The organism is Kibdelosporangium aridum (genome assembly GCF_900176515.1).
Lineage (GTDB): Bacteria > Actinomycetota > Actinomycetes > Mycobacteriales > Pseudonocardiaceae > Kibdelosporangium > Kibdelosporangium aridum.
Genome location: NZ_FWXV01000002.1, coordinates 542,789 through 559,950, shown reverse-complemented (window position 1 = coordinate 559,950; position 17,162 = coordinate 542,789). Strand labels below are relative to the sequence as shown.

Genomic DNA, 17,162 nt, shown 5'->3' with positions numbered 1-17,162 from the left:
GCCTCTACTGCCTCCGCCACGGCCACGGCCACCACCGCACAACTGCTACCACCACCGGCGCTTACAGCCGCCATAGTCGCGGCCACCGCCACCGCCAACAGCCACGGCCGCTTACAGCCGCCGCCCGGTCATGGCTGCCACCACCGCCGCACGGCCGACACGCCACCTCAGCCAAGGCTGCCGCTATCGCTGCCGCGCGGCTGCCGCCGCCGCTGGTGCAACTGCTTCGCCATGCCGCCACCGAAGAAGTCGTCCACCTTGCTCACCGAAGGTTTTGAAGCTGCACTGGTTCCGCAGGCGGGCGTCCGTCTGGCGTGCCGAGGCCATTTCCGAAGCGGAGCACCCGCCATCGTGGACAACCGGCGACTCCAGGTACGCAAGGTTCTTGGACACCTTTGTGTCCCGTACGGGCCGGGGCAGACCGGTCAGGAATCGAGAAGCGTCCGCCTGCGTGCCGGAACTAGCGTGACCACCACGGAAATCACCACTCAGTCGAGTTCCTGCGGGAGGTTCCAGTGTGGAGCAAGCGGATTCGCTCAACCCATCGTTGGCTGTCCATGACCTTCTTGTTGACCGTCGTCATCACCGCAATCGCTGTCGCCACGCAGGATCAGCCCGCCGATTGGGTGTTGTACCTACCGCTGTTCCCCTTGGCATTCCTCGCGTTCAGCGGTGTGTACTTGTTCGTACTGCCCTACAAGACCAAACGTCGAGGCACCGTCAGCGCGGAATAGTCCAGAGTGGACCTGTCATCGCGTTTCCAGTAGGCGGTTCCTTACTTGCCTGAGCTGGGCGTGGCTCGCTCCACCCGCCAGCAAGTATGCATCCACGCCTCCATGTTGGTTATGCAGGTGGGTCAGCGTTCGGAGGATTGTGTCGCCGCTGCAGCCATCTGTGAGCGCGTAATCCGCGGCGATCGACGTGGGTGGCACGCCCGCGACGCTCAGCGCAAGCGCCACGAGTACTCCCGTCCGGTCTCGGCCTGCGCTGCAGTGCACCGCGAGTGGGCCGGGTGGTGCGTCAACTATCCGCGTGAGGACGTCAGTGATTTGACGTTGGTTGTTGTCGAGCATGGATCGGTAGGCGTCCGGCATGGTGGTGCCTTGCTCTGCCAGCTCTGCAATCAATGGCACGTTGCAGTACACGGGATCATCTGCGAACGGGCTGGGTTCCTGCTCGGTCTCCCGCGTCCAGCGGAGGTCCAGTATGCGAGTGATCCCCACGGCGCGGACTGCCGCTATTCCGTCGGCGGTCAACCGACTGTGGCTGTCTGACCTGAGAAGCACGCCGGAGCGGATTCGTCGACCATCGGACGAGGGCAATCCGCCTACGTCACGGCCGTTGAGGCAGCCCTCCCATTCCAACACCATCAAGCAGCTCCAAGGAATCTCAAAGTCTTGCCTGGGACAGGGATCATGCGGCTCGCCGCCCGGCGATGTCGTCGTCGACATCCAACGGTCCGGAGGTTATCTGATCTGAGACAAGGCGTGGGCGATCTCGATCACCACTCGCCAGCGGGGGCCTTCTCGACAGTCAGTCCATTGTGGACGACCATAGGAGGTCGCTGCCGACGGCAACCCCATCGAGTGATTGACTCTCCATCCCCTCGAACCTATGTTCGAATTATGCGCATGCTCGTGGTCTGGTGTCCGGACTGGCTGGTGGTGGCGGCCGCTTCGGGTGCCGGGCTGCCCTTGACGATTCCCATGGCTGTGGTGGCGGCCAACCGCGTGGTCGCCAGTTCCGCCGTGGCGAGGGCGGAGGGCATCCGGCGGGACATGCGGCGCCGGGAAGCTCAGGGCCGGTGTCCGGAACTGGTCGTGTTCGAGGACGACCCGGTTCGGGACGCGCGGTTGTTCGAGGCGGTCGCGGCGGCGGTGGAGGAGCTGGCCGTCGGCGTCGAGATCGTCCGGCCGGGGTTGGTCGCTGTGCCCGCGCGGGGGCCGGCGGGCTACTTCGGCGGTGAGGAGGCGGCGGCCGAGCGGCTGATCGATCAGGTCGCCGACCGGGCCGGGGTGGAGTGCCAGGTCGGTGTGGCCGACGGCCTGTTCGCCGCCACCCTGGCCGCGCACCGGGGATTGGTCGTGGAACCAGGGCGGAGCGCGGAATTCCTGGCGCCACTGGCCGTGAACGAGTTGCGGCAACCGGGCGGTCCGGACCGGGCAGAGCTGATCGATCTGTTGCGGCGCTTGGGGTTGCGTACTCTCGGTGCGTTCGCCGCCATCACCGAACGCGACGTGGCCACCCGGTTCGACACGGACGCGGTCCAGGCGCACCGGTTGGCCAGAGGTCTGGACGAGCGGCCGCCGTCCCGGCGCAGGCCGCCGCCGGACCTCTCGATCAGTACCGAACTCGACCCACCGGTCGAGCGGGTGGACGCGGCCGCGTTCGTGGCCAAATCCCTCGCCGAGCGATTACACGCGGGGCTGGCCGCGCACGGGCTTGCCTGCACCCGCTTGGGAATCTATGCGCGCAGCGAGCGGGACGAGGAGCTTGGCCGGGTTTGGCGGTGCGCGGAACCGTTGACCCCCAACGGGATCGCCGACCGGGTGCGCTGGCAGCTGGATGGCTGGTTACGGGTCGGCGGGCCGACCGCCGGTATCCGGACACTGTGGCTCGAACCAGAGGAGGTAGTCGAAGGCAAAGCACTACAACTGGATCTCTGGCGGGGCGAAGGGCACGCCGAGGCCGCGGAGAAGGCCGGCCGGGCGATGGTCCGGGTGCAAGGCCTGCTGGGCCCGGAAGCCGTGTGCACCCCGGTGCTTGGCGGCGGGCGCGACCCCAGCGAGCGGGCGCGGCTGGTGCCGTGGGGCGAGGAACTCACCCCGGCGGCCGACCCCGGTCTGCCTTGGCCGGGACACCTTCCGGCGCCATCGCCCGCGGTCGTGTTCCCCGATCCGGTGCCCGCGACCGTCTTCGGTGAGGCAGGTGAGCCTGTTCACGTCACCGACCGCGACATGTTGACGGCCGCGCCCGCCACGGTCGGCGTCAACGGTGGCGCCCCGCGTCCGGTGGCGGCCTGGGCCGGCCCATGGATTGCGAACGAGCGGTGGTGGAACCGCGAACCGCGGTGCCACGCGCGGCTCCAGGTCCTCATTGGCGCGCAGCCGGCTCAGGCTGCCCTGCTGCTCGGCTACCACCAGGGAAAATGGGTCGTCTACGGCCACTACGACTGACTCGCGTCCGCTGACGACGGTACGTATGTCCATTGTTTCGACACCTGGCGTTCAGCTGTCTGCGGCGAAATTGCGGTTCCGGCATCGAGCACGTCGTGGCGCCAACCGGACAAAACGACCGGCATTTCCGGTAGTCCACTGCTGGTGTCAATTTTATTTTACGGTCCCCTTGAAACCACAGTAAGAAACTCGGCCGGGGCTGGAATTCCGCGGATTCGGGCCAGTCGTTGAATTGGAGTCGGCTGACCAGAAGTCGCCACCACCTTGACGTTTCGTTCGATGGGGAGTCTATTCAAACAGTGTTTGCATTCCCCGGAAATGCCCCAGGGAACAGAATTCAAAGGGAGTGAGTGACATGGGCGGCACGCCGGACTGGACTGCGAGGCGCGCGTACGAGCTGAAGCACGTCGGGGTCAGGTGGCGAATTATGCCGGTACCGCTGAAGGCCGAGGAATCACCACAGGCAAACGTCGCGGTCGACCGAGACGACAGGACTCCGGTTTCCCCGTCGAACCGCCACAACCGGCCCTACATCGTGGCTTCTGGCCAGCGCCGGTGAACCCGCTGGGGAGCTGAGTTCTCGCGGCGGTGGCTTCGGTACACGTCATCTGATGAACCCGCCGCACGATTTCACCCCAGCAGTTGGCGAGCGCCACGGTCGTGCCGTTCGCCGACTCGGGCCTCCCGCATGGGCAGACTGAGCGCATTCCGATTGACCTGGGCACGTGGTAAGACGGCCTAATGATCAGCAGTCCGTTCGACGACCTCGACGACTACGTCCGGCTTCCGCGGATCACCGATCTTCGCTTGTCGCCGGACGGCGGCAGGCTGGTGTACTGCGTCGCTGTACCCGACGAGAAGAAGAACCGGTACGTCGCCGCGATCTGGCAGGTCGAAGCGGCCGGCGCCGGCGTACAGCGGCGACTGACGCGGGGAGCCGAGGGCGAATCGGGCCCGGCGTTCACCTCCGACGGCGACCTGCTCTTCTTGGCCAAACGGCCGAGTGACCAGGAAAAGACCTCGATGTGGCGGCTGCCCGCCGGTGGTGGGGAGGCGACCCAGGTCATCGCGCCGCCGGGTGGCGTCAAGCACGTCAAGGTCAGCAAGAGCGGCACGGTCGTGGTGGCCGCGCCGTTGCTCCCATCGGCCACGGATCTGGCCAACGACAAGGAAATCCGGCAGCGCCGGGACGACGCGGGCGTCACGGCGATCCTGCACGAGGAATACCCGATCCGCTTGTGGGACCGCCATCTCGGGCCTGATCACACCAGGTTGCTCGTCCTCGACGCCGATGGGCCGCGTGACATCACCGGGCATGTCGGCCGGGCACTGACCGACGAGAAGAGCTGGGACATCTCGCCGGACGGGACGACTGTGGTCGCGTCGTGGCTGGTCGGGGAGCCGACCGGCGCGCAACGGAGCACGCTCGTGGTGATCGACGTCGACTCTGGCGAACGCCGGACCCTCGCCGACGACGCGGACTTCGAGTACCGAACCCCCGCGATTTCGCCTGACGGCACACAGGTTGCCGCGATCGCCACCCTCCGCGGCACTCCGGAAGACCTGGGCGACAACCTCTTGGTCGTCTTCCCGATCGCGGGCGGCGAAGCCCGGGTGGTCAGCCCGGACTGGGACCGCTGGCCGCAGAATCCACAGTGGACGCCAGATGGCCGGTCGCTGCTCGTGACGGCCGACGACCACGGCCGCGTGCCAGTGTGGCGCGTCGATGTCGACACTGGCGCGCCGACCCGGCTGACCAGGGACGACGGCGCGTACGCCGATCTTCAAGCCGCACCGGACGGGCAATGGGTCTACGCACTTCGTGCGGCCGTCGACAGCCCTCCCACACCAGTCCGGATCGCGCTGCACGAGTCCACAATAGAACCGTTGATCGAGCCGGAGTTCCAGGTTCCGGGACGGTTGGAGGAAGTCACGACCACGGCTGCGGACGGGGCCTCGATCCGGGCGTGGATCGCCCTGCCGCACAATGAGAATCCCGCGCCGATGCTGTTATGGATCCATGGCGGCCCGTACATGTCGTGGAACTCTTGGTCCTGGCGCTGGAACCCGTGGCTCGCGGTCGCGCAGGGCTACGCGGTGCTCCTGCCCGATCCTGCGCTGTCCACCGGCTACGGCAAGGACTTCATCCGTCGCGGGTGGGGTGAGTGGGGCGGTGCGCCGTACACCGACCTGATGTCGATCACTGATGCCGCACTGGAACGACCCGACATCGACGCCACGCGGACGGCCGCGATGGGCGGGTCGTACGGCGGATACATGGCCAACTGGGTGGCCGGGCACACCGACCGGTTCGCCGCGATCGTCACCCATGCCTCGCTGTGGGCGATGGACCAGATGATGCGGACCACCGACTGTGCGTTTCTCTTCCCGCGCGAGATGACCGCGGAGCGCGCCGACGCCAACTCGCCGCACCAGTTCGCCGACGACATCACCACGCCGATGCTCGTGATCCACGGCGACAAGGACTATCGCGTGCCGGTCGGCGAAGGCCTGCGGCTCTGGTGGGATTTGTCGTCTCGCGCCAAGGGCCCGGACAGCCCGCACAAGTTCCTGTACTTCCCGGACGAGAACCACTGGATCCTCAAACCGAATCACACGAAGGTGTGGTACTCGACGATCTTCGCCTTCCTGGCCCAGCACGTGCTCGGCGAGCCGTGGCTGCGGCCGGAACACCTGGGCTGACCAGCTAAAACATCACGAAGGGCGGCCGTGCTCAGCACGGTCGCCCTTCGACTTGACCAAGGTGACCCGTAGGGACATACTCGAACACATGTTCGAGAACTTTTCTTCACTGTCCCGGTCCGACCGGGACATGGCTCAGGATCTGCTGGCCGAACTGATCCCGAGGCAGCGCCCGCCGATGGACGATCAGCCCCGGAAGTTCTGGGGCCCTGGTGGCGGCGGGTATCCCGGTCCTGCCGACGCGGACTTGAAGTAGGCGTTCGACTCGGGCTGGAACAGGAAGTACATCGTCGCGGCGAGTGCGGCCACCTGCACGATCAGGAAGATCAGCAGCACCGCGCCGAACCCGCCGAGGACGGTGAACAGCAGGCCGATGCCGAACAGCGCGATCAAGCCGAACAGCAGGCCGAGACCGGTGAGGATCGCCAGGACGATCCGCGCCCATTCGGCGCCGTTGCGCATCATCACCGCGATGACGAACAGACCGGCGCTGATCAGGACGCTGAAGACGACGGAGCCACCGTTGTAGAACCCGCCGTAGTAGCTGGAGAACCCGATCGCGTAGACGATGTTGTAGAGCGCGCTGAAGATCGCGCCACCGCCGGCGAGCAGGAACGCCCAGATGACGCTCTTGGGCGTGGGCAGTGTCGGCCGGTTGCCGCCGGAGCCCCAGTTCGCGCCGATACCGGTGAACTTCTGGGCGAAACCGGGGATTTCCGGGGTTTTTCTGCCACTACCGCCTGGCTGCTGGTAGTTGCCGTAAGGCTGCTGCGGCTGGCCATAAGGAGGCTGCGGCTGGCCGTACGGCGGCTGCTGGCCGTAGGGCTGTTGCGGACCGCCTTGAGGCTGCCCTTGACCTTGTGGTCCTTGGCCATGGGGGTTGCCGCCGGGTTGGCCCGGCTGGTACGGGCCCTGCGGGTGCTGAGTCACGGCTGGACGGTAAACGCGTGGAACGCTCCGAAAAAGGGTTCTTGTTCCCAAGTGGACCAAAGTCTGCCCGGTTGGGCAGTTGCCTGGTAACCCGAAAGGGGGCGAGATGGGCTGGAACAACCCACCCGTCCGATGGTCGGATCTTGAGCGAGCCTTGTCCGGCAAGCCTTTCCAGACCGGGGACGGCGGCGACAGTCCAGCGTGGACACACCACCGCGAGCCGTACACGCTCCCGCCGGACTTCCAGCTGCCCGGCGCGATCGACCACCCCGGCGGCGCGGAGCGGGTGCCGTATGCCGAACTGCACTGCCATTCCAACTTCAGTTTCCTCGACGGCGCCAGCCATCCCGAGGAACTCGTCGAGGCGGCCGCCATCCAAGGCCTTGAGGCGATCGCGATCACCGACCACGACGGCATGTACGGCGTGGTCCGGTTCGCCGAGGCGGCCAAGGAACTCGGTGTCCGCACGGTCTTCGGCACCGAGTTGAGCCTCGGCTTGCCCGAACCGCAGACCGGCGTGCCGGATCCGGTCGGTGAACACCTGTTGCTGTTGGCCCGCAGGCTGGACGGGTACACCGCACTGTGCCGGGCGATCAGCGCGGGACAGCTCAACGGTGCCGAGAAAGGCCGTCCGGTGTACGACATCGAGCAGGTCGTCGATGAGGTCAGGGACCAGTGCGTTGTGCTCACCGGCTGCCGCAAGGGAGCCGTGCGCCGTGCGCTGGACACCGAAGGCCCAGCCGCCGCGGCCGGGAAACTCAGGCAACTCGTTGACATGTTCGGCAAAGAGCACGTCTTCGTCGAACTGACCGACCACGGTATGCCGCAGGACAGTTTCCGCAACGACGTGCTCGCCGGGATGGCCGCGGAATTCGGGCTGCCGACAATCGCGACGAACGCCGTGCATTACGCGCATCCGAACCGGGCCCGGCTGGCGGCGGCAATGGCCGCCGTGCGGTCCCGGAAAAGCCTGGACGAGATGGCGGGCTGGCTTCCGCCTGCGACCGCGTACTTGCGGTCAGGTGCGGAAATGAAGGCGCGGTTCGATCGGCGTTATCCCGGTGCCGTCCAACGAGCCGCCGTCCTCGGCGTCGACCTTTCGTTCGATTTGCGTTTGGTGGCGCCGAAATTGCCGCCGTTCGACGTGCCGCCGGGGCACACCGAGGACACGTACCTGCAGTATCTGACGTACAAAGGCGCGGCGAGCCGCTACGGCCGGTCGGATGAGAATCCCAAGGCGTACGCGCAGATCGAGCACGAGCTCAAGGTGATCGAGGAACTCGGGTTCCCCGGGTATTTCCTCGTGGTGTGGGACATCGCGCGGTTCTGCCGGGAAAGCAACATCCTCTGCCAGGGCCGTGGCTCGGCCGCGAACTCCGCAGTCTGCTACGCGCTGGGCATCACGGGCGTCGACGCGGTCGCGCACGACCTGTTGTTCGAACGGTTCCTCGCACCGGCCCGCGACGGCCCACCGGACATCGACCTGGACATCGAGTCCGATCGCCGTGAGGAAGCGATCCAGTACGTCTACAAGAAGCACAACCGTTGGTGCGCCGCGCAAGTCGCGAACGTGATCACGTACCGGGCCAAGTCGGCGGTCCGGGACATGGCGCGTGCGCTCGGCTATTCGCCGGGGCAGCAGGACGCGTGGAGCAAGCAGATCGACCGCTGGGGCCCGGTGAAGGCCACAGTGGACGAGAACGATCACGACATCCCCGACGTGGTGCTCCAACTGGCCAACGAGATCGAGGGTTTCCCCCGGCACCTGGGCATCCACTCCGGCGGCATGGTGATCTGCGACCGGCCGGTCGGCGAGGTCTGCCCGATCGAGTGGGCCCGGATGGCCGACCGCTCGATCCTGCAGTGGGACAAGGACGACTGCGCGTCGATCGGGCTGGTCAAGTTCGACCTGCTGGGCCTGGGCATGCTCTCCGCGCTGCACTACGCGATCGACCTGGTGCGCGAGTTCGAGGACAAGGAGGTGGACATCGCGCGGCTCGACCTGACCGACAAGAACATCTACGACATGCTGAGCAAAGCCGATTCGGTCGGCGTGTTCCAGGTGGAGAGCCGCGCGCAGATGGCCACGCTGCCGAGGCTCAAACCGCGTGAGTTCTACGACCTGGTGGTGGAGGTCGCGCTGATCAGGCCGGGCCCGATCCAAGGCGGCTCGGTCCATCCGTACATCCGCAGGCGCAACAAGATCGAACCGGAGGTCTACGAGCACGATCTGCTGAAGCCTGCGTTGAAGAAAACCCTTGGCGTGCCGTTGTTCCAGGAACAGATGATGCAACTCGCGGTCGACGTCGGCGGGTTCAACGCGGCGCAGGCCGACGAGCTGAGACGGGCGATGGGTGCCAAGAGGTCCACGTACCGGATGGAACGGCTGCGGGAGAGTTTCCACGAAGGCGCGGCGCGCAACGGGATCACCGGCGATCTGGCCGAGCGGATCTACGAGAAGATGCTGGCGTTCGCCAACTTCGGCTTCCCGGAAAGCCACGCACTGAGCTTCGCGCACCTGGTGTTCGCCAGCTCCTACTTCAAGTACTACCACCCGGCCGCGTTCTGCGCCGCATTGTTACGGGCCCAGCCAATGGGTTTCTATTCACCGCAGTCCCTGGTCGCCGACGCCCGCAGGCATGACGTGGAAGTGCGCGGCCCGGACATCAACGCCAGCCTCGCGCACGCGACCTTGGAACGTACGGACACGAAACCCGCTGTGCGACTGGGTATCGGGACGGTACGGACCATAGGCCAGAAACTCGCGGAGATGATTGTCGCGGAACGTCAGGAAAACGGTCCGTTCGCGAGCATGACCGACCTGGCCAGGCGCGTTCAGCTGACCACGGCCCAGGTCGAAGCGTTGTCGACGGCAGGGGCCTTCGGCTGCTTCAAGATCAGCCGGCGGGCGGCCCTGTGGTCCGCCGGCGCCGTCGCCGGTGATCGGCCAGACCGGCTACCAGGCACAACCGCCGCCGCCGAAGCGCCTGCCCTGCCAGGGATGGACGCGGTCGAGCTCGCGGTGGCCGACGTCTGGGCCAACGGCCTGTCACCGGACAGTTTCCCGACCCAGTTCGTCCGCGAGCACCTCACCGAACTGGGCGCACTCCCGGCCGCCGAGTTGTCCAAAGTGGATAATGGAACCCGCGTCCTGATCGGCGGTGCCGTGACACACCGCCAACGCCCGGCGACTGCGGGCGGCGTGACGTTCCTGAACATCGAAGACGAGACCGGGATGGTGAACGTGGTGTGCTCACCGGGTTTGTGGGCCCGGTACCGCCGGGTGGCCAGGGCGAGCTCGGCCATGCTGGTTCGCGGGATCGTGGAGAAGGCCGAGGGAGTCATCAGCCTGCAAGCCGATCGCCTGCAGAACCTGAACTTGCGGATCCCGTCCAAGTCACGGGATTTCCGCTAGATCACGGCCGGCGACCGGTCAGCGCGAGGTACTTGTCCTTCCACGACGCGTCCTCGCCGACCTCGACGGGCTGGCGGTAGATGCCGAAGGAGCGCCACATGTCCGCGGATGGCGCGGTGCCCTCGTACATGCCGCGTGCGAGTTCCTCGGTGATCGGTGACGGGACGCCGATGTGCAGGGCGAGGTCGTGGGCGGCGAGGGTACGGGCGATGTTGAGCTGCCAGAAGTAGTCCCACGTCGGCACGTCACCGTAACCGCAGTGGACAACGGCTTCCCTGTCCTCGGTCTTGCGCGCGGCCTCCATCGCGGCTTCGGCGATCTGGTTGATGGCGGCCATCCGGTCATCACCGAGCAGGTCGCCGTCGTAGCGGTCGCGGCCGACTTCGTCCATCGTGCGACCGGCGAGCATGTCCGGGATCCACGCGTCGTCGTACACGTGGTGCCTGAGGACGTCACGGACGGGCAGCGGCTTGTTCGCGCCTTCCATGTCGAACAACGGCGGGAACATCGTGTCCATGTGCTCGTCGCGCAACTGGGCGTAGACGCTGACCACTGCCTGCTCGGCCAGCAGGAAGACTTTGGCTTCAGGAATCATGCGGTCAGCCTATGGGCCATTCAGGTCAGTTCTCGGCCGCAATCGAAATGCAGGTACATTCGGTTCCGATGCGGCGACACGGCAGTGAGCACGGTGGTGAACACCACCCCTCTGGGGCTACCCCAGGGAGCACGGATTTACCTGCGGATGGCGCCCCACGCGCGACAGCACACGCTGTGTACGCATGGGCGCGCGGATATCGGGAGAACAGGTCACTTCGTGTCGCCGCATCCGCTCTCGACGGCCCGTGGACGCAGACCGACATCGCGACGAGGTTGAGCGCTCTGTACGCCGACCCGGCCGCCGCCGAGGTCATGGCGGATCTGTTGGTCTCGCACAGTCCACGCCAGCCCTTCGGCAGCCTCGATGAGCTCGCACGTCAGATCGCGGCATTCCCGCCGTTGCCGAAACCGCCGGCACCCGAGCCGCCGAAGCCCAAGAAATCGCTTGACCTACAAGCACTGCTGGACGTCACCGCGTCCGAATTGGACTGGCTGGCCGACGCGAGAGGCTGGAACAAGCGCGCCGGGCAACCGTTGTGGCACTACCGATCCCGGTGGGTAGGCACATCCACCGGCGGGCTGCGGTTGATCGAGGCGCCCAAACCACGGCTGGCCGAAGCGCAACGCCGGATCGTCCGGCACGTCGACCTGCCCGTGCACGAAGCGGCACACGGATTCCGCAAAGGACGGTCCGCGCTCACGTATGCCGCGCCACACGCGGGAAAGCCGCTGGTGGTCAGGATGGACCTGGAAGGCTTCTTCGCCTCGGTCACCGGCGCGCGAGTCCGGGCGTTGCTGCACGAGTACGAGCAAGCGGCCACCTTGGCCGGTCTGCTCACCACCAGGACTCCGCTGAAGGTCTTACGCGCCGCGCCGACAACGTCCGGTGATCCCGACATTCGCCGGAGGTTGTTGGCCCATCTGGCACATCAGCATCTGCCGCAGGGAGCGCCGTCGTCACCCGCCGTTGCCAACGCCGTCGCGTATCGGCTCGATTGCCGGCTGGCAGGCCTGGCGAAAGCATTGGGTGCCGAATACACGCGCTACGCCGACGACCTGGCGTTCTCTGGTCCGCAAACGCTTCCGGTGCACCGCTTGCTTCCTGGGGTCGTGATGATCGCGCGGGACGAAGGCTTCCGGGTCCGCCCGGACAAGACCTCGGTCGCCAGGCAGCACCAACGGCAGAAACTCGCCGGACTCGTGGTCAACACCGCACCGGCCGTGCCACGCGTCGAGTACGACGCGCTGAAAGCCTTGCTGCACAACTGCGTCAAGACCGGGCCGCAGGCGCAGAACCGCGCAGGCCACAGTGATTTCCAGGCGCATGTGCGCGGCCGGATCGAGTGGGTGGCGGCCGGTCATCCGGCCAGGGGCGCGAAGTTGCGCGAGCTGTTCTGCCAGGTCACCTGGTAGTCCCTTACGATCCCGGTGTGGCCGAGGGCGAAGCCGATTTCGAGATCGGTAAGGACGGCTTGACCGTGATCATCGTGGGTGTCGACGGCAGCCCACCGTCCTTGCACGCCGCCGCGTGGGCGGGCGGCCTGGCCCGCCGGGAGCGGGCCAAGCTCGTCCTGGTCTACGTCGAGCCGATCGCCAGTCCGGCGTACTGGACGGCGATGGGCATGGCGGGCGCGACCGAGGCTGCGACGGCGTTCGTCGACGAGATCCGCCGCGAGGCCGCCGCTTACCTCGACCACGCGGGGATCCCGTGGGAACTCGTGCACTACCGCGGCGATCCGGCGCACGGCCTGGAAGCCCTCGCCGAGGAGCGACGCGCCGACTGCATCGTCGTCGGTCGCTCCCGGCACGGACGCGGCCTGGTCGGCTCAGTGCCCAAGATGCTCGTCAAGGACGCCAAGCGGCCGGTCGTCGTCGTTCCCTAGACCCGGCAGGGCGTGCCGCCGGGGTTGCCCGCGGTTGCCTCCACGTTGGCCTTGGCCTCGCCGATGACCACATCGGTGAGCAGCGTGTCGAGCACAACTGCCTGTTGCACCACGGTTGTGGCCGTGGTTGTGGTGCTGTTGAGCCGCAGCGAACCGATCACCAGCGGAATGGTCAGCGGAGCACTGCCGACCGTCACCGGCACGCCGTTGATCCTCAGGCTGGCGACGTGCGACGAGCCGCTGAACTGCGGCACCAGGCCTCCTGGCCCGGCGGCACAGATGGCGCTCGCCGTCGAATGGATCACGCCCAGCTCGATGGTCACCAGTGCGGAAGTGATCCGGGTGGACTCGACTTGGGCCGTCGAAGTGGCGTTGTCACCGGCTGCCGGTGGTGTGGCCGTCAGGTTGTCCGGTGTCTGATCAGTCCGCGCGTCGAGTGCGTTCGCCCGGACAGTGAGGATCCCGGCCGACAGTTGCACGGCCGCCAGGTTCTCGTGATCGTCCACACAGGGCACATCCGCCGGGTTGGCCTGGGTGGAGATCAGCGCGGCGATCTTGAGCACGGTCGCCTGGCAGGAGAACACCCCGGTCCGGTCGGACGTCCGGATCCGCAGGTCGGACAGGATCGGGCTGGTTCCGTTCGGGCTGGCCCTCAACGTCGCCCGGACCTCGATGTACCGCCCGGTCATGGTGAACTGCGTGCCGTTGGCCACGGCCGCGAACGGTTGGCTCGCCAGATCGGCCTCGGTGTTCGCCGTGCGTGCCTCGACCGTGATGCTGGTTCCCGGCGGGACACTGCCCTGTGGCTCGGTGTTCCAGGTGACCTTGCCCCACGTCTGGTTGGCGACGCCGCCGTCCTGCACGACCGACCAAGTTCCTTGCGGCGCCGTGATTTCACCGAGCACCGATCCCGTCATGTCGCTGTAGTTGTACGGCCCGGCACCCGCGCCGAGGCTGACGGTCAGGTCGACCGCGCCGACCGGGAAGCCACCGCCGCCGATCGGCCCGGCGTTCGGGTCGATCCGCATCACGTTGCTGGTGTTGTAGTTCGTCACCCAGACCTTGCCGTTGGTGTCCACGGCGACGCCGGTGGGTCCGGCTCCGCCTGGTAGCGGCACGTTGCCCACGTACGTGCCGTCAGTGCGCAGACGCCCGACCGTCGTGGCGGGCCCGAGCAGCGAGTGCGCGACCCACACGTTGTTGTTCTTGTCCACCGCGACACCCTGTGCGTTGGCACTGCCGTGCGGGAACGCGCCGAGGACGGTTCCGTTCGGGGCGAGTTTCGCGACCCGGTTGCCGGCGACGTTGGTGTGCCAGATCTCGCCAGTGTTGGGGTCCATGCCCAGGCCGTAGTCGCCGTGGCTGGTGTCAAGGCACGCGCCTGTGTTCGTGCTCGGCACGTACCGCAGCAGGTTGGCGCCGAAGCGGGCCGACCACAAGGTCCCCGCTTGGTCGACCAGGCCGCCGTAGCCGCCGCAGCCGAAGTTGATCTGCGTGCCTGCGACTGGTTGGCCGGTCATGCCATTCAGCTTCTCGTGGTCCAGGTCAGCACCGCCTGTCCACAAGTCGTTGTTGGCGTCGACTGCGACCGTGCGTGTGTTCGTACCGGTGACACGGGTGTAGTTGATGACGCACTCGTCAGCGGCGGTTGTCACGCCACCGTTGTTGTCCGCGCCGCCCGCGTTGGTCCACGGTCTGATGTCCGACTGCCCGCGGGTGGTCGCGATCAGCCCGTCGCTGTCGCGGTCTACACACGTGTTGTAGGCGAACGGCGCTTTGAGGTAGTCGCCTGTCGGGTTAGGGCTGCCGTCCGCGTTGGTGCGCGTGCCACCCAGCGTCACGCCGATCCTGGTGACCGATCCCTTGCCGCCCTCGGCCTCGTTCCGGTTGGAAAGCCAGGTGTTCCCGAATTTGTCGACGGTCGTTCTCGACGGGTTGCGGCCGCGGCCGTCCGGTGCCGACCACCATTCACCGACAATCGCGCCGGTGTTCACGTCAATGCGTAACATTGTGCCGCGGTCGGATGCGGCCACGTTGACGAACGGGAAGAATGCCGTGCTCTTGTTCAGCTGTAACTGGTTGTTGTTCGGCGCGTCATGATTCACATCCTGCAACACGCCCTGATCAAAATCGGCATCGGTCGTGTAGAGAACATTCTTGCCGATTACCGGTGCGGCGACTGCGGTCCCTGCCGTCATGATCGACGCAGGTAACAGCGCTGCGGTCAGCAGGGCGACGACCCGTTTCGATCTTCGGCCGGTAATGGATCCGCGAATGCGCATATCTGCTTCCTTTCGCGACAGGACAGATCGGTGTCACGAAAGTCCACCGACCTGACAACGCCCTTTCCGGGGGCGGTGCCGTGGGTGTCGTGATCGGAAAATGTGCCGTTACCGGCTTTCTCTGCGGAGTTTTCCCGTACCGCCGATCGGGTGGCGAAAAACAGCGAAGGCGGCTTTTGCAAGCCGCCTTCGCGTTAGTTTCCGAAAGTGCGAATCAGGTTAGCGGTGGCGGTTCCCGGCCGGGGATCTCGACCAGGTAGCCGTCCTCGATCATGTCCTCGACGGCGTGCGGCAGCAGGAACGCGGTTCCGCCGCCTGGCTGCTCGAACCACGGGATGGCCACACCGGTCAGCACCTCGAACGGCTGCTGCACGCGGTACACGCGGTACTCCCGGTTCACCCACTCCGGCACGAGCGACCGCAACGGGAACGGCGTGCCGACGGCGTACGTCAGGTTGCCGTCGCCATCACCGAACCGGTCGATCTCGGTGCCTGGGTGCAGTTCGATCATTCGCTTGCCACGGAACAACGTCAGCGGCGGCTCGCCGTACAGCGGCTGGATCGGCCAGTCCTGCGGGCGGGTCTCCGTCATCGCGCTGCTGGGGCCGCCGCCACCTCGGTTGGGGGCAGGCAGCATCGCTGTGGAGTTGCCCACCTCAGGCGGAGGCGCGGCGGGCACCGATACGGGCTCGCGCTCGTCCGTGTCCTCCAACGCCGACAACGAAGGCAGCGAGAGGACCGTCCGTGCCGCTATGTCGTCCTCGTCGGCGACCGGAGGTGCTGGCGGCGGCGGAGGAGGTGGTGGCGGAAGCGGCGGCGGTGCCGGGGGCGCGGCGGCCGGAGCGGGCTCCGGCAGTGCGGGCCGAGGCCCGTCCAGCAGCACCTTGCCCAGCAGGAACGCCGTGGCGTCGCCGACATCTTCGAAGTCCGACGGCGAAACGTACTGGTCACGCTCGTACCAGCCGACTCGCCAGCCGTCGTCGACCCGCTCGAGGTTCCAGGTCCGGTCGACCGGCGGGCCGATCCGGTACGCCGAGTCCGGTACGCCGAGGTCAGCGAACTTCGCCCGGAGCGCGTTCAACGCGGGACCAGGCGAAGGCGGCGCCGGCACGGCCGGAACCGCGGGCACGGTCGGCGGCTGTGGGACAGCCGCGACCGCGGGCGGCGCTGGAGGCGGTGGTGGGGGTGGAGGAGGAGCCGGCGGCGCGACCGGACGGCCCGGCGGAGGCGGCGGGGCGCCACGGTTGACCACGGCGGACGCTTCGTTCACCGTCGCCTCGTCGACCTCCGGCAGCTCGAAGCCCTGCCTGCGGATGTGCGTGACCAGGTCGGGCTCGGGGCTCACGCCGTACGTACGCAGGTAGTAGTTCACCGACGCAGGCCAGATCCACGTGCCGTCGGTGTGGAACGCGATCGGCACGGAGTTGCGGCCCTCGGGGTCCAGCCGGTCGACGTCGTAGCCACGGCTGGGCATCGCCAACGGGCCGTCGTCCAGGTAGGCCAGTATCGCCTCGGTGTCGAGCTCGTCGATCTGCGGCCGGTTGACGATCGGCCGGCCCTGCGGGCCCATCCCGTCGAACGTCCTGGCGATCCGGAACCGCTGCCGCTCGAAACCACCCGGCGGGGTGGACGGCGGCATCGGGGCGGGCGGCGGAGGTGGCGGCGGAGCGGCCAGCCGCCGGGTGAGCCACTCGGGGATGTTCTCTTCCTCACGGGGGAACATCTGCAGCTCGTCGGGGTACGCCGGAGGCGGCGGCGGGTTGTCCCACTGCGGCTCGTCGCGGTCGTACTCCAGGTTGTAGCTCGACGGCCGATCCAGCTGGTAGCGCGCGTTGAACCAGGTCCCCCGGCCGTCGCGGTACATGCCCGCACGCAGGCGCGCGAACAACGCGGCCATGTCCGGCGAGACCGTCCACGCCCTCGGTTCCTCGTTCTCGCAGGTCAGTTCGGCCGACATCTCGTGATAGCGGCCGACAGCCCGGTAGTGCACCACGACTTGCTGCCACTCGGGCGGTGCAGCCCGCAGCAGCGCCAAGCCGATCTGCTTGACCAAGGTGTCCTGCTCGGTCGGATCCAGCTGGGTCGGTTGCGTCACGTCCCCATCCTCCCTTTTTCGACCTGGTTCGGCACATGCGTCATTCGCCATATGCCCAACCCGGCCCGTGACGTCCTTGAG

Annotated in this window: 11 protein-coding genes; 6 read left to right on the top strand and 5 right to left on the bottom strand. The window is 67.0% G+C overall.

Features of this window, described 5'->3' with window-relative positions; genetic code table 11:
- Positions 1-557: 557 nt before the first annotated feature.
- The gene (locus B9C43_RS57500) at positions 558-734 is read left to right on the top strand and encodes a hypothetical protein (RefSeq protein WP_200825536.1); all 177 of its coding nucleotides are present in this window, start codon (positions 558-560) and stop codon (positions 732-734) included.
- Positions 735-749: 15 nt separating this feature from the next.
- Here the strand turns inward: B9C43_RS57500 and B9C43_RS12040 are convergent, their stop codons facing one another.
- Positions 750-1,370 (bottom strand): tyrosine-protein phosphatase, encoded by a 621-nt coding sequence (locus B9C43_RS12040; protein ID WP_084426179.1) that lies wholly within the window; start codon positions 1,368-1,370, stop codon positions 750-752.
- A 261-nt stretch (positions 1,371-1,631) separates the two neighbouring features.
- On the opposite strand from B9C43_RS12040, the gene B9C43_RS12035 reads away from it, so the two are divergent.
- Together B9C43_RS12035 and B9C43_RS12025 are read left to right on the top strand one after the other, a co-directional pair.
- Positions 1,632-3,176 (top strand): DNA polymerase Y family protein, encoded by a 1,545-nt coding sequence (locus B9C43_RS12035; RefSeq protein ID WP_084428055.1) that lies wholly within the window; start codon positions 1,632-1,634, stop codon positions 3,174-3,176.
- A gap of 741 nt (positions 3,177-3,917) precedes the next feature.
- Positions 3,918-5,879, top strand: coding sequence for a S9 family peptidase (locus B9C43_RS12025; RefSeq protein ID WP_084426174.1), 1,962 nt, complete (start codon positions 3,918-3,920; stop codon positions 5,877-5,879).
- A 186-nt stretch (positions 5,880-6,065) separates the two neighbouring features.
- Here B9C43_RS12025 and B9C43_RS57495 read toward each other — a convergent pair whose 3' ends face one another.
- A complete protein-coding gene (locus tag B9C43_RS57495; RefSeq protein WP_200825535.1) occupies positions 6,066-6,809 on the bottom strand; it encodes a hypothetical protein in 744 nt (247 codons plus the stop codon).
- A gap of 106 nt (positions 6,810-6,915) precedes the next feature.
- Here B9C43_RS57495 and B9C43_RS12015 point away from each other — a divergent pair, with 106 nt between their 5' ends.
- On the top strand, positions 6,916-10,224 hold the full coding sequence (locus tag B9C43_RS12015) for an error-prone DNA polymerase (RefSeq protein ID WP_084426173.1): 3,309 nt from the start codon (positions 6,916-6,918) through the stop codon (positions 10,222-10,224).
- Position 10,225: 1 nt separating this feature from the next.
- On the opposite strand, the gene B9C43_RS12010 is transcribed toward B9C43_RS12015, so the two are convergent.
- Positions 10,226-10,819, bottom strand: coding sequence for a hypothetical protein (locus B9C43_RS12010; protein WP_084426171.1), 594 nt, complete (start codon positions 10,817-10,819; stop codon positions 10,226-10,228).
- 176 nt (positions 10,820-10,995) lie between these two features.
- Here B9C43_RS12010 and B9C43_RS12005 point away from each other — a divergent pair, with 176 nt between their 5' ends.
- Positions 10,996-12,234, top strand: a complete 1,239-nt coding sequence (locus B9C43_RS12005) for a reverse transcriptase family protein (protein WP_235038571.1) — start codon at positions 10,996-10,998, stop codon at positions 12,232-12,234.
- Between the two features lie 17 nt (positions 12,235-12,251).
- A complete protein-coding gene (locus B9C43_RS12000; protein ID WP_037251523.1) occupies positions 12,252-12,704 on the top strand; it encodes a universal stress protein in 453 nt (150 codons plus the stop codon).
- Here B9C43_RS12000 and B9C43_RS11995 read toward each other — a convergent pair.
- Positions 12,701-14,986, bottom strand: coding sequence for an NHL repeat-containing protein (locus B9C43_RS11995; protein WP_200825534.1), 2,286 nt, complete (start codon positions 14,984-14,986; stop codon positions 12,701-12,703). The genes B9C43_RS12000 and B9C43_RS11995 overlap by 4 nt on opposite strands.
- Before the next feature lie 214 nt (positions 14,987-15,200).
- Positions 15,201-17,081: a TNT domain-containing protein gene (locus B9C43_RS11990; protein ID WP_407657086.1), complete on the bottom strand. Its 1,881-nt coding sequence runs from the start codon at positions 17,079-17,081 to the stop codon at positions 15,201-15,203.
- Positions 17,082-17,162 lie beyond the last annotated feature (81 nt).

What these genes read in the sequence shown, in the direction of transcription:
- B9C43_RS57500 (WP_200825536.1), top strand. Translation starts at nt 558, where the DNA reads ATGACCTTCTTGTTGACCGTCGTCATCACCGCAATCGCTGTCGCCACG.
- B9C43_RS12040 (WP_084426179.1), bottom strand. Translation starts at nt 1,370, where the DNA reads ATGGTGTTGGAATGGGAGGGCTGCCTCAACGGCCGTGACGTAGGCGGA.
- B9C43_RS12035 (WP_084428055.1), top strand. Translation starts at nt 1,632, where the DNA reads ATGCTCGTGGTCTGGTGTCCGGACTGGCTGGTGGTGGCGGCCGCTTCG.
- B9C43_RS12025 (WP_084426174.1), top strand. Translation starts at nt 3,918, where the DNA reads ATGATCAGCAGTCCGTTCGACGACCTCGACGACTACGTCCGGCTTCCG.
- B9C43_RS12015 (WP_084426173.1), top strand. Translation starts at nt 6,916, where the DNA reads ATGGGCTGGAACAACCCACCCGTCCGATGGTCGGATCTTGAGCGAGCC.
- B9C43_RS12010 (WP_084426171.1), bottom strand. Translation starts at nt 10,819, where the DNA reads ATGATTCCTGAAGCCAAAGTCTTCCTGCTGGCCGAGCAGGCAGTGGTC.
- B9C43_RS11995 (WP_200825534.1), bottom strand. Translation starts at nt 14,986, where the DNA reads ATGCGCATTCGCGGATCCATTACCGGCCGAAGATCGAAACGGGTCGTC.